Genomic DNA, 13,877 nt, shown 5'->3' with positions numbered 1-13,877 from the left:
TTTCAGTACTTATTACGTGATTCATCACCGTGTGAATGGTTATGAATCCGTATCACATTTTTAAAATCGTGCCATTGTCTGTCTTGCAGATACTGGCACGTTTTGTTGCGTGGGTGATTATCAAGATACCCAATTTGAGTATCATGCGTACAGTCAGTATCAATATGGCGTTAATTGCTCCTAAGCTGACTGATGTGCAAAAACAAGTATTAACCAAAGAGATTATTTATCATCAGTGTTTGACCAGTATTGAATCGATCAAAAGCTGGGCCATGCCACCTGAGTGGAGTATCGCTCAGATTCGCGACGTTCATAATAAAGACATTTTATTAGAAGGACTTGCGAGTGCCAACGGCATGCTCGCTATCGTGCCGCATCTCGGTACATGGGAGATGATGAACGCTTGGCTCAATCAATTTGGTTCCCCAACCATTATGTACAAACCTGTTAAAGGTGACATTACCAACAACTTTGTGCTGCAAGGGCGTTCAAGACTTAATGCGACCTTAGTACCCACCGATGGTAGCGGTGTCAAAGCCATATTTAAAACACTTAAACAAGGTGGCTTTAGTATCGTCTTACCCGATCATGTTCCTGATCCTTCGGGCGGCGTGGTTGTGCCCTTTTTTGGTATTAAAACGCTAACCAGTACGCTTGCTTCTAAACTTGCTAGTAAAACCAGATGTGCGTTGGTCGGCTTATCTTGTATTCGCCGTGACGATGGTCGTGGATTTGACATCTATTGTTATAAGCTAGATGATCCAGCACTTTATGATCGTCATGCCGAGACCGCCGCTTATGCACTTAACCAAGCCATGCAACAGATGATTGAAGAAAAATGCAGTCACTATATGTGGGGCTATCGACGTTTCAAACACATTCCCACATTAGGGAATCCTTACAACGTTGATGAAGAAACTTTAGCCAAATTCATTCTTGACAACAAGCGGGCTCACGATCACAACGTTCATGATACAACCACACGCGCTGGCAATGAATAATGAACAATGACCTTACAATTAGCCAAACGTTTAGAGATATCGTGAATCCTAGCTGTGATAGTATTGGCTGACTTTTGTACCTTTAAACGTTACTAAGGCGTGTTCTCATTTCAATCGATCGTCCTATAAATGGATTAAAGATGGCTAAATTTTGCCAAATAGCGTCAAATAGTCAGTCAATAGCTCAATATTGTCTGCTCTATTTTTTCATTTGACGGCAATTTATCTCATTTTTATCACCATGTTAAAAATGAGAACACGCCCTAAATATTTTTTATTTATATTAATATGAGTGCATTATGGCAACTGACGTAACCAATACCTCATCGACAGACCACACGCATGCACGCAGCAGCACTGCTGAGCAGCGTTATGTTATCTGTATGAAATGGGGTGACAAATACGGCGCTGAGTACGTCAACCGTCTTTATAATATGGTCAGTCGCCATTTGACCTTAGACTTTCAAATGATCTGCCTCACTGATGATAGCAGCGGTATCGACCCTGCTGTGACTTGCCATCCTATTCCAGAGATGGATTTGCCTGCTGGGCCTGAGCGTGGTTGGAAAAAACTCACGACTTTCAAACCTGAACTATATGGTCTCAAGGGTGTGGCTTTATTTTTAGATATCGACATTGTTATTGTTGACAACATAGATGCCTTTTTTACCTATCAAGCTCAGCACAAAGACAGCGTGGTGATTATCCGTGATTGGAAAAAACCGTGGCGAATGATTGGTAATAGCTCTGTTTATCGTTTCAATATTGGCATGAACACCTATCCTGATTTGCTCGCAAACTTTGAGCGTAACTTTGCCACCATTCGTACCCAAGTGCGCCATGAGCAGGCTTATCTGTCTAACTATTTACGTGAGCATCATCATTTGGAGTATTGGGATAAAACGTGGTGTGTCAGCTTCAAGTACCAATGCATCGCCCCTATTCCCTTTAACTTTGTGCGCGCACCTACTCTGCCAGATGGTGCAAAGATTGTCATCTTTCATGGTGAGATTAATCCGCCAGATGCCATCAATGGCAGCGGCGGCAAGTGGTATCGTCATGTTAAGCCAAGCCCTTGGCTAAAAGATTATTGGCGATAAACCCATAGGAAATACCATGAAAGCAGATGATGAAAAGCAAATAGATATTGTGATTGCTTGGGTAGATGGTGATGAGCCACTGCTTAAAAAAAAGAGAGCGCTTTATCAGAAAACAACCAGCGCGGCATCTGATGCTATCAGCTCAACACGTTTCGCCAGTAACGATGAAATATATTACAATATTGCCTCCATCATAAAATACGTACCTTTCTGTCGACATATCTATATCGTCACCGACCAACAGCAACCGGCACTGATTGAAGCATTTGCTGAACAAGATATTTGTGCAAAAGACAAGATACATATCATCGATCATAAAGACCTCTTTGCGGGCTATGAGCAGTTTTTGCCTACTTTTAACACACGATCTATTGAAAGCATGCTATGGAATATCTCAGGTCTGTCTGATTATTTTATATACATGAATGATGATTTTTTCTTCAATCAACCTGCTGTTATTACAGATTTTTTAGATGACGACACGATTATCATTCATGGTCATTGGCGCAAGAATGCCCTTCTACAAGCCAAACTTCAATATCGAAAATCTCTACAAAAATTATCAGGCAAAAAAGTTCAACCCAAACATACAATTGCCCAAATGCTCAGCGCTAAAATCTTGGGGATGAATCAGTTTTTTGAAGTGCACCACTATCCCCATATTGTCGATAAGAATATTTTAAAAAACTATCTTTTGCATAACCCTCAGCTATTGATTGAGCAAATTCAATATAAATTTAGAGATGTGGCTCAGGTAAATCCCATCACCTTAATGAATCACCTAAAGATTCAACAAGGAAAAGCTTGTCTAAAGCCGCCCGTAGCAATCAACTATCTAAAAAATGAAGATGGTGTTGAGGATTTTTTAGCAGGTTTGCAAAAACAATCTGTCAAATATGGCTGCATACAAAGCTTAGACTTGCTGGACTCTAACTCCCGTAGCAATATTACCGAGGCGATGATTCAGAAGTTTTCCCAGCATCTGCCATCATCGTTATTGCTAAATCCCACTAAATAAAATTAATCTTATAATAATAAAAATATAACCTTGGAATTTTTATGAAAATAACAGTAGTAGGTACAGGCTATGTCGGCTTATCCAATGCTATGTTACTTGCCCAGCACAATAAAGTAATCGCTGTCGATGTCATAGCAGAAAGAGTGGAGATGTTGAATGCCAAGCAATCTCCTATTGAAGATCCAGATATTGAAGATTTTTTACTCAACAAACCCATCGACTTCACAGCCACTTTAGATGCCAAAGCAGCTTACAAAGACGCAGACTTTGTTATTGTTGCTACCCCTACAGATTACGACTCAAAGACCAACTATTTTAATACCCAAAGTGTTGAAAGCGTCATTAAAGAGGTGCTGAGTGTTAATAAAAATGCGCTAATCGTTATAAAATCAACAGTTCCCGTCGGCTATACCAATGACATTAGAAAACGATTTTTGACAGATAACATCATTTTTTCACCTGAATTTTTACGCGAAGGCAAAGCGCTATACGACAATCTTTACCCTTCGAGAATTATCGTCGGTGAGCAGTCGGAACGAGCTAGACAATTTGCAGATTTGCTTTTGGAAGGTGCGATAAAGAAAGAGGTTCCTCAGCTATTTACTGAATCTACTGAAGCTGAGGCCATTAAATTATTTTCTAATACTTATTTGGCGATGCGTGTTGCCTATTTTAATGAGCTGGATACGTATGCCCAGACTTTTGGGTTAGATACCAAGCAAATTATTGAAGGCGTAGGATTAGACCCGCGTATCGGCAATCATTACAACAATCCATCGTTTGGCTATGGTGGCTATTGTTTGCCTAAAGACACCAAACAGCTATTGGCAAATTATGATGAAGTTCCGAGCAACCTTATCAGAGCCATCGTTGACTCTAATAGCACTCGTAAAGATTTTATCGCTAATAAAATCATTGAAAAGCAACCAAAAGTCGTTGGTATCCATCGGCTAGTGATGAAAAGTGGTTCAGACAATTTCAGAGCGTCTGCTATTCAAGGCATTATGAAGCGTATCAAAGCAAAAGGTATCGAAGTGGTTGTCTATGAACCCGTGTTAAAAGAAGAGGAGTTTTTTAACTCAAAAGTCATTAAGGATTTGGACGCATTCAAAGCCATGAGCGATATTATCGTGGCGAACCGCTTATCTGCAGGCATCCAAGATGTGTCGCATAAAGTGTTTACTAGAGATTTATTTGGGAGCGATTAATGAAGATTTTAGTGACTGGTGCCGCAGGTTTTATTGGCTTTCATTTAATTAAAGCATTACTGGGCAATGATTGCTTTATTGTCGGTATTGATAACCTAAACTCGTATTATGAGGTCGCGTTAAAAAAAGACCGTCTCAAAATTCTAAGCGAACAATCAAACGAAGATACTTTTAGATTTATCACCTTAGATCTGGCTGACCGAGAAGCAATGGCCAGTTTATTCGCTGAACATGGCTTTGATATCGTGATTAATCTCGGCGCACAAGCGGGCGTGCGCTATTCTATCGAAAAGCCACATGAATACATTGATTCCAATGTAGTAGGATTTCTGAACGTGCTTGAAGGCTGTCGACAGACTCAGGTAAAACATTTGGTATACGCCAGCTCTAGCTCTGTATACGGTATGAATATCAAGCAGCCTTTTAGCACTGGAGATCGTGTAGATTATCCCATTAGCTTATATGCTGCGACCAAAAAATCTAACGAATTAATGGCACATACTTATAGTCATTTATACAACATCCCCACGACAGGGTTGCGATTTTTTACGGTCTATGGCCCTTATGGTCGCCCTGATATGGCCTACTTTTCATTCACCAAAAAAATACTGGCAGGCGAGCAGATAGATGTCTATAACAATGGTGAGATGCAACGTGATTTCACCTACATTGATGATATTGTCGAAGGCATCACTCGTATTATTGATAAAATCCCAGAACCACAACAATCTTTTGCGACCACAGCGATAGCGCCTTACCAAATCTATAATATCGGTAATAACCAACCCGTAACGCTGCGCCGCTTTATTACCGCGATTGAAAGTGCATGTGGTAAAAAAGCAAAAGAAAACTTGTTGCCCATGCAGCCAGGTGACGTCCCAGCGACTTATGCCGACATAGACGAGCTAACAGCCGACATTGGCTTTAGACCCGAAACCAGTATCGAAGATGGCATCTTGAAATTTGTAAATTGGTACAGAGCCTATTATTTAGAAGAACCAAAAGAATCACAGCAAGCATAAAACTCGATAAGTCGTAGAATAGATATAGCAAGGAAGAGTCAACCTATGAAGACATTGACATATTTGATTAATTTAGATGGAAGCGATACGCGTCTAGAGAGCGCAACTCAGCAGTTAGAGCAGATAGACTGGCCATTTGAAAGAATACCTGCCTTTGATGGTCGCGGCAAAGAGTTGTCTGATTTTGTAGATTATGATGACTCTCAAGCCAGAAAAAATCTAGGACGTGGCTTATTAAGCTCTGAAATCGGCTGTTATCTAAGTCATTACAATTGCGCTGAACAATTTTTGCAGACGGATGCTGACTTTTTGGTTGTACTAGAAGATGATATGACCTTGTCTACCAGCTTCAAGACAATAGTCAATGAAACCCTAGCGTTTTTATATGCTAATCCAACATTGGACTGGTACTTGATCAATCTTGCAGCAAAAAAGAAAAAGCTTGCTCGGGATATCGTTAGCTTCGATAAACATACATTATGGCACGCCTATTATTTTCCTATTCGTGGTCTTGGCCTCATTTGGTCACGTAAGGGTGCTGAAGCATTTATAGCAGCCGCCAAACCCATCTCCATGCCCGTTGATATATTTTTCCAACAATGGCTGAGTGACAATGGGAAAGGTTTAGGGATTTGGCCTGCATTGGTACAGCCCTTGGGGCTTGACAGCGATATCTTAGGAACCGAAGCTTCACAAAACATAAAACGCAAAGACAAAGAAAATCGAGACTTGTCCTATAATATAAAAAAGCAGAAAAGAATGTGGCAAAATAAAACCACAGCTGTTACCAACTTATACCTAAACAAGTAGTTTATATTTTATGAAAAATATCGTTATCAGTTTAGAATCTGCGGCAGAGCGCAGAAAACATATCACTAATGAATTTCAAAAAAACAACGTCGACTTTGAATTCTTCAATGCCTTAACACCAGACTTGGCTCATACTTATGCTCAAACTTTGCCCATTGATTTAGAAAATATCGATTTGACTGGTGGCGAATTGGCATGTTTTATGAGCCATGCTTCTGTTTGGCAACAAATGATTGATCAAAACATACCTTATTTAGCCATTTTTGAAGACGATGTATACTTAGGTGAAGATGCAGAAGCGCTATTAACCACCACGAGTTGGATACAACCTGAATGGCATATTATTAAAACAGAAGCCTTTTCTGAAAAAGTCTTTTTGTCCTCCAACTCCTCTGAGATTATCTCAAATAGGCGGCGCATTGCCCAATTAAAAGGGAAAAATTTAGGTACTGCCGGTTATATTTTGTCGTTGCGCGGTGCGCAAGTATATTTGGACTATATCTCAAAAAACAAACTGCGGCCGCTTGATGAGTTAATGTTTGACGATTTTATCAAACATGACGCTGAACCCGTCTATCAAATGACCCCTGCCCTATGCATTCAAGAAATGCTGTTAAATAAAGGCAATCCCTCGCTCCCAAGCGCCCTAATTACAGATCGTCAAGGTCGTATGAAGTCAGAGAAAAAACCTGCTATGTTTAAAGCGAAGCGCGAAATTAACAGGGTTACGATGAAACTTAAGAAATCCATATTTGCGACAGAAGTAGTTTTTAGATAGCATTTTTTATCGTTAAATATTTTATTATGATAATAATTTTGGAATGGGAAAGTAATGACGGAAGATAACAAACCATCTGTAGCCATATTATATATTGCCACTGGTCGATATACCGTTTTTTGGGATTACTTCTATTGCTCTGCTGAAAAACACTTACTTCCCAATAGTAACAAACACTATGTTTTATTTACTGACAACCTAGCATTAATCAGCAGGCAGACTGACTATCCGAATGTCACGATCATAAAACAGGAAGCTTTAGGATGGCCTTATAGTACATTGATGCGCTTTAAATTCTTTTTAGAGGCAAAGTCTATTATTGAAAAATATGACTTCATATTCTACTTTAATGCCAATACAGAGTTCCTTTCTGATATCACTGAAGATGAGTTGTTGCCCCTCGATCAGCATGAGGAGCTGAGTCTCGGCGTCCAGCCTCATATGTTTCATCTCAATAAACGTGCCTACACTTATGATCGTAACCCTCAATCACAAGCATATATTCCCTATCATAAAGGAAAATATTATTTCACAGGTGCGTTGAATGGTGGGAAATCTCATGCATATTTACAGATGTGCGAAACTCTCAACCAAAACACAGAATTAGATTTAAAAAATAACGTTATTGCACTATGGCATGATGAAAGTCAATTGAACAAATTTGCATTAGACCGCACAGATATCAAGGTTCTACCACCCTATTTCACACGTGGAGAGCACGAATACTGGAAAAAAAGCTCAAAAATAATGTTTTCGGATAAGACACATTACCGATTTGGCGGACATGCTTATCTAAGAGCTGAAACAAATGACAAAATTACAAAATCTGACTGGGAACAGAAGAATGGCAAACGTCGAAGAAAGCTCAACACTCGATTCAAGCAATATATCGCCTCACTTTTTTTCTGATAGTGAGAGCCATAAACAGCTTAAAAAGAAAAAGAAAAAGCCTTATCGTTATCTATATAACTTAATCACCCCTCACAGCAAACGCAAAGCGTTCGAAAAAGAGGCCAATCTTGAGCAACAAAACCAAGTAGCCACGTGTTGGGCATCTTTTATTGAGCTATATTACAGTGACAAGCTAGAATATTTTTCATTACAGCCAAAAAAAGAATTTGATGATGAAAAAATAATTTGGCAGTATTGGGGTCAAGGCATTAATGAAAGTCAGTTGCCTGAATCAGTTAAATTATATTTCAAATCGATAGACAAACACTGTCCAGACTATAAAATAATTCGGCTAGATGACAGCAATATTCATGAATATCTGGATCTACCTAAATTTGTTTGGGATAAAAAAACACTCTCGGGATTTAAACCGGCATTTTTTGCAGATTTATTACGCCTAGCATTACTTGATGTTTATGGCGGCGTTTGGTTAGATGCAACTATCTATCTCACCGAACCTTTGCCTAATATGTTAAAGGATAATGGTTTTTTTATGTACCAGCGCGCCACAGACGCACATAATAAACAACAATGGCATAAATTTAATAGCTACTATTTTAACTGGGATAGTAAGCACAAGGTAAACTTGCTGAATAGCGTTATCTTTGCTCACAAAAAAAATCCGGTCATTCATACGTGTTTGGATTTAATGTTAAACTTTTGGAGAACGCAAGAATATATTCCTCATTATTTTTTCTTCCAAATCTTATTTGACACGCTCATTAAGGGCAAACTTGCACAGTATCAATGCCCTATCATCGATGATACTAAACCTCATTTATTAGTTGCTACTTTGCATAACCTTTATGCTGAAGCCGATTATCAAAACATAGTCTCACAAGCTGGCATCCATAAAATGTCTTATATTAAACAAGTCAGACCTGATTCGTACTATGAATACTTATTAAAAAACACTTAAATACAGCTTTATTACTAATGCGGACTGTCACTATAATATAAATCACCTTTTTCTTTTGCTTAGACTATTCATTGAATTTTTTATATGACTAACTGAGATTTATTATGATTTTAATTCAAAATCTAAAAAGAATAGATGCAGGCACTCAGAAGTATATATATGAGCACCCATCTGATACTGATAAAATTATCAAAATAATGAAGCCTGAGCATACGACATATAATGGTGGTAGAAAGGGGCAGCATTACTTGCGCGGTCATCACTCTCAGGGCATATACAAACAGTTTCGCAGAGAGATATTGCAATATTTACAGCTTTGTAAGAATAACTATGGTCAGCAACGATTTACGTTTCCAATGGAAACCGTTTATGGCTTTATCGCAACGGATAAAGGGTTGGGTCTAGTGGCGGAAAAGGTCATAGACCCTAGCGGCTCAACCATGACACTTTATGAGCTTTCTAATACCAATATTTTTAATGACACACACGCAAAGGCGTTAAATAAATTTTTCGATGAGTGTTGTGAATTGCATGTGGTATTGGGTGAAGTTAATATTGCTGGCATTATGTATACCGAGCACAGACAAGGTATTCCTGAGTTTGTATTGGTTGATGGCATTGGTGAAAAATTATTCATTCCTTTTAGGGCAATGAGCAAAACGATTAATAGCCATAATGTTCGAAAGATTGAAAAAAAAATAAAATCCAAAATTAGCTATTATTCTACTAAGCATTAGAATTATAACCATGATAGTTATCAATGTGACCTTTATTTATTCGCAACCAATTTATAAATACAGCAAAAGACCCAAGACAACTAAGTTGTCTTGGGTCTTTTATTAAATTCTACTACCTCATGAATTAGTCTTAATCAATAAAACTTAACCAATCCATATACTGCTCATTGCGCCCATGAACCACATCAAAGTATAGGGTCTGTAGCTGCTCAGTCAAAGGTCCTCGGCCACCATTGCCGATAGTACGATCATCATATTCACGAATAGGTGTGACTTCAGCCGCCGTACCCGTCATGAATATCTCATCCGCCAAATAAAACTCATCACGAGTGATACGGCGCTCAACGACCTTGATGCCTAGATCATCGGCAAATTGAATGATAGTACGACGAGTGATACCGTCAAGTGCACCGCCCGCTAGATCTGGCGTATGCAATACACCATCTTTTACTAAGAATAAGTTTTCGCCAGCGCCTTGGCAGACGTAACCCTGCGGATCCATCAAGATAGCTTCGTCATAACCATTACGAGTAACTTCTTGGTTGGCCATGATGGACACTGGATAGTTGCTCGAGGCTTTTGCCTTACACATGGTCACATTGGTCATATGATGAGTAAATGACGAGGTTTTTACACGGATACCGTTTTTGATACCCTCTTCACCCAGATAAGCGCCCCAATGCCAAGCAGCAACCATTGCATTGATACTGTTATCACGTGACGATAAACCAAGCTTTTCTGCACCGACCCAAATTAGTGGGCGGATATAGGCTTCTGCCAAGTTGTTTTGCTTGACCACATCTTTGTGCGCCTGCTCCAGAGTCACTGCATCAAACGGTACATTCATTTGAAAGATTTTCGCGGAACCTAACAGGCGCTCGGTGTGCTCTTTTAGGCGGAAAATAGCCGTACGATTATCAGCAGTTTGGTACGCGCGCACACCTTCAAACACAGCCATGCCATAATGCAAGCTATGCGTCAGCACATGGACTTTGGCATCTGGCTGCTCAATCATTGTGCCATTCATCCAAAGCTTACCATCTTGTGTTGCCATATTCATTTTATAATCCTTATGTTAGCACTAACGGCTATTTTTTTAGGTATAGTCGACGCACGTATAAATGCTTCGACTAGAGGTTTTGTTTAATCGTATTTATCAACATCATATGATAACACCGCAGCGTCAAATTTTATTGCTAAAATATAGTGTTATCCTTACTCAGAAATAACCAACAACTGACAGATTTATCGTAATGTGTCGCCGATTATATCACTGGCGGTGCTAGCAAATGAAATCTTTTAGTTTGAGCATCACAGGCTATTATTTATAAGCAAAAACCTTTTTAAGAATTGGGCGAATCGTCATCTGCCAAATTAACACCCATCAAATGTTGCCATTGCGCTTGTACTAATGCTCGTGTTTCTTTCCACAGTGATTCATCAACCAATAGCGATTGCTCTGATAGTGCCAATTGATGAGTAGCAGCACGAATTCTGAGGTAGGCATCCGTTAAATCTTGGCAGACTTGCTCCTCCCAAATACCCAGTGATGCCACTTCTTCGAAAATACGAACGTTGTCGCTCCATTTGGTCAGGCTCGGATGCTCATGCGAATAAGCCAATACTGCAAATTGCGCTAAGAACTCAATGTCGATGATCCCGCCTGCATCTTGTTTAAGATGAAACTTACCTGCTTGTTGTTGCCATTGACTGGTACCCAGATGTTTTTGCATCTTAATACGCATACTGGTGACCTCTGTACGCACCTGCTCTATCGTGCGCGGTAATGATAATACGTCTCGGCGAATATCACAAAAGCGTGCCGTTACTCGTTTGTCACCGCAAATCGCTCGCGCCCGTACCAAGGCTTGATGCTCCCACGACCATGCCTTTTCTAGCTGATAGGTTTCAAAAGCATGACAAGACACCACCATCATGCCAGCATTACCTGAGGGGCGCAGACGCATATCAATCTCATAAGCGCGGCCATCTCGCGTTTGGGTGTTGAGATAGTTCATCAGCTTTTGTACCAAACGGGCAGCAAACTTCATACCGCTGACTGATTTTTCACCCGTGGTCATGCCCTGCTCTTTTATCTTATGCAAAAACACCAGATCCAAATCTGAAGAATACGACAGCTCTAGCCCGCCAAGCTTGCCATAACCAATGATGGCAAAACCGCAGTCTGCCTCGGTCACTGGGTCGCCATCTTGACCAATAGGATAGCCGTAGCGTTTGACAATTTCTGCAAAAGCCCGTTCTAATGCGGCTTCTAGTACTACCGCTGCGATATAAGTGAGAGAATCCGACACCTTCATAATCGGACGCTCAGCCAATACATCACTAGCGGCGACCGCCAACACTTGGTTCTTCTTAAATAGTCTTAATACGCTGAGCAGCTCTTCTTCGTCATTAGGCTCTACGCGCAATAGCTGTTGACGCAAAATATCACGCAACTCTGGCTTATCCGGCAAGTGGCGATAGCGCTGCTGTAAAAAAGTATCTAAGAGCACAGGATAATATGCCAACTCTTTGGCAATCCAAGGACTGGCCGACAGCATAGGTATCAGCTCAATCGTTGCATTGGGATTTTCTGCAATCATCACCAAATAGATAGAGCGACGACAAATCGCTTCGAGCAATGTAATGAGACGCGGCAAAGCGGTATTGGCCAATTGCTGCTGCTCTTGATGAGCGAGTAACGCATGGATAATCACAGGATAAGCATCATCCAACCGCTCGCGAGCTTCATCACTTAAGTTAGCAACCATCTTTGACTGCCAAAAATCTTGTAACAGCACTCGATTTTCTGCCGTTAACACATCATTCAATCGTGCAATCTGTTCATCAAGATGTTCGGGCTCAAGATCTGTGTCTTCATGATCCGGTACCTGACGTTCGGTCACCATACGCTCAAAGGGAACATTGACATTGTCTCGGTGGTGGTTAAGGGTATCTAACAGGGCGTTCCAATCGTCAAACCCAAGGGTAACTGCCAAGTTATACTGCCACTGCGGATCATGTGGCAGGCGCTGAGTCTGTTGATCATTAATCGCTTGAATGGCGTGTTCAAGCCGACGTAAAAAACGATACGCGGCTTGGAGCTCTTGATAAGTAGTCCTCTCTAGATACTCAAGTTTATGTAATACCTGCATTGCTTGTAAACAAGATTTCACCTGTAATTGAGGATGCCTGCCACCATAAATCAACTGAAAGGCCTGCACAATAAACTCAATGTCTCTGATACCACCAGCACCCAGCTTGATGTTATCCAAATCCTCCCGCTGAGCGACTTGGTTTTGAATAAGGGATTTCATCTCCCTGAGCGCTGAAAAAGCACTATAATCCACGTAATAACGGAAAACAAAGGGCTTGATGAGCGCTTGTATCTCATCATAAAACGGCTGTTCTAGCTGCCCGACTACTCTTGCTTTTAACCATGCAAAACGCTCCCATGCACGTCCATGTTGAGAGAAGTACTTCTGCAATGCGGATAAATGAATGGCCAAATCACTACCATCACCCCACGGTCGCAGACGCATATCGACCCGAAAGACAAAGCCATCAGCCGTCTTTTGATCCAATAATTTAATAATACCTTGACCAAGCCTTGTCATAAACCGCTTATTATCTATGCTGCGCGTGCCTTTTGATTTATCACCGCTGGTTACACCGCGAGCCTGATGAACAAAGATAAGGTCTATATCACTCGATAGGTTCAGCTCATGAGCGCCAAGCTTACCCATCGCCATAATCGCCATGTCATCAATTTGCACGTTACCTTTAGCATTGATAAAAGTCGGTTCGCCGTACTGTTTAATCAAATGCTGGTAGGTGTAATCTTTGGCAAATGAGATACAGCCGTCTGCAAACTCAGACAGCTCGTCGGTCAATTGCTCAAGTGCTATCAGTTGTAAGGCATCTTGCCAAATCCAGCGCATCATCAGCAGTGTACGTAGATGACGCAGGCCACTCATCACCTTCACTTCATCAGCAAGTTGGTAATTATCATCTAACGTATAATCTTGAATCAAATCATCGATTTGCTGCCGAGTTAAGGTTCGATCTAACGGGTAGCTGCGTAAAAACGTTTGGCATGAAACCGTTCGACTCTCCCAAATCTGATAAGCGAACTCGCTTGCCGTCTGCAATATTTGCAGCTGTTCGGTTGTATACTGACAATCTGTACCATGGGTCGCACGTGAAGGCATAGCGGGTGACATAGGGAACATAACTCCTTGCATAGAGTGATAAGACTACGTGAACTTAGAGCATAAGTTTATCGTTTTTTCTTACGAAGCAGTCACAGCATCAACTAACGATACGCAATATG

12 protein-coding genes are annotated in these 13,877 nt (G+C 40.7%); 10 read left to right on the top strand and 2 right to left on the bottom strand.

Translation table 11 applies throughout. From position 1 onward, the window contains the following. Nucleotides 1–41: 41 nt before the first annotated feature. The 10 genes from Q6344_06160 to Q6344_06115 all read left to right on the top strand — a co-directional run bounded on the left by Q6344_06160 (nt 42) and on the right by Q6344_06115 (nt 9,544). Nucleotides 42–1,001 (top strand): lysophospholipid acyltransferase family protein, encoded by a 960-nt coding sequence (locus tag Q6344_06160; protein ID WLG14916.1) that lies wholly within the window; start codon nt 42–44, stop codon nt 999–1,001. Between the two features lie 299 nt (nt 1,002–1,300). Then, on the top strand, nt 1,301–2,101 hold the full coding sequence (locus Q6344_06155) for a glycosyltransferase (GenBank protein ID WLG14915.1): 801 nt from the start codon (nt 1,301–1,303) through the stop codon (nt 2,099–2,101). A gap of 16 nt (nt 2,102–2,117) precedes the next feature. Beyond that, the gene (locus tag Q6344_06150) at nt 2,118–3,119 is read left to right on the top strand and encodes a capsular polysaccharide biosynthesis protein (GenBank protein ID WLG14914.1); all 1,002 of its coding nucleotides are present in this window, start codon (nt 2,118–2,120) and stop codon (nt 3,117–3,119) included. Between the two features lie 41 nt (nt 3,120–3,160). Next, on the top strand, nt 3,161–4,327 hold the full coding sequence (locus Q6344_06145) for a nucleotide sugar dehydrogenase (protein ID WLG14913.1): 1,167 nt from the start codon (nt 3,161–3,163) through the stop codon (nt 4,325–4,327). After that, the gene (locus Q6344_06140; GenBank protein ID WLG14912.1) at nt 4,327–5,349 is read left to right on the top strand and encodes an NAD-dependent epimerase; all 1,023 of its coding nucleotides are present in this window, start codon (nt 4,327–4,329) and stop codon (nt 5,347–5,349) included. Before Q6344_06145 ends, Q6344_06140 begins: the two co-directional genes overlap by 1 nt. Before the next feature lie 45 nt (nt 5,350–5,394). Further along, nucleotides 5,395–6,159, top strand: coding sequence for a glycosyltransferase family 25 protein (locus tag Q6344_06135; GenBank protein WLG14911.1), 765 nt, complete (start codon nt 5,395–5,397; stop codon nt 6,157–6,159). Nucleotides 6,160–6,169: 10 nt separating this feature from the next. Next, nucleotides 6,170–6,937, top strand: a complete 768-nt coding sequence (locus Q6344_06130) for a glycosyltransferase family 25 protein (protein WLG14910.1) — start codon at nt 6,170–6,172, stop codon at nt 6,935–6,937. 54 nt (nt 6,938–6,991) lie between these two features. Beyond that, entirely contained in the window at nt 6,992–7,846 is an 855-nt protein-coding gene (locus Q6344_06125) for a glycosyltransferase (GenBank protein ID WLG14909.1), read from the top strand. Next, nucleotides 7,782–8,807, top strand: a complete 1,026-nt coding sequence (locus Q6344_06120) for a capsular polysaccharide synthesis protein (protein ID WLG14908.1) — start codon at nt 7,782–7,784, stop codon at nt 8,805–8,807. The genes Q6344_06125 and Q6344_06120 overlap by 65 nt, the downstream gene beginning before the upstream one ends. 104 nt (nt 8,808–8,911) lie before the next feature. Next, entirely contained in the window at nt 8,912–9,544 is a 633-nt protein-coding gene (locus tag Q6344_06115) for a YrbL family protein (protein WLG14907.1), read from the top strand. Between the two features lie 130 nt (nt 9,545–9,674). Here the strand turns inward: Q6344_06115 and Q6344_06110 are convergent, their stop codons facing one another. After that, complete coding sequence (locus Q6344_06110) at nt 9,675–10,604, bottom strand: branched-chain amino acid transaminase (protein WLG14906.1); 930 nt, start codon at nt 10,602–10,604, stop codon at nt 9,675–9,677. A gap of 283 nt (nt 10,605–10,887) precedes the next feature. Further along, complete coding sequence (gene glnE / locus Q6344_06105) at nt 10,888–13,767, bottom strand: bifunctional [glutamate--ammonia ligase]-adenylyl-L-tyrosine phosphorylase/[glutamate--ammonia-ligase] adenylyltransferase (GenBank protein WLG14905.1); 2,880 nt, start codon at nt 13,765–13,767, stop codon at nt 10,888–10,890. Between the last annotated feature and the right edge of the window lie 110 nt (nt 13,768–13,877).

The organism is Psychrobacter cibarius (assembly GCA_030686115.1).
GTDB lineage: Bacteria > Pseudomonadota > Gammaproteobacteria > Pseudomonadales > Moraxellaceae > Psychrobacter > Psychrobacter cibarius_C.
The sequence above is the reverse complement of the archived record's forward strand: the minus strand, read 5'-3'. Positions and strand labels throughout refer to the sequence as shown.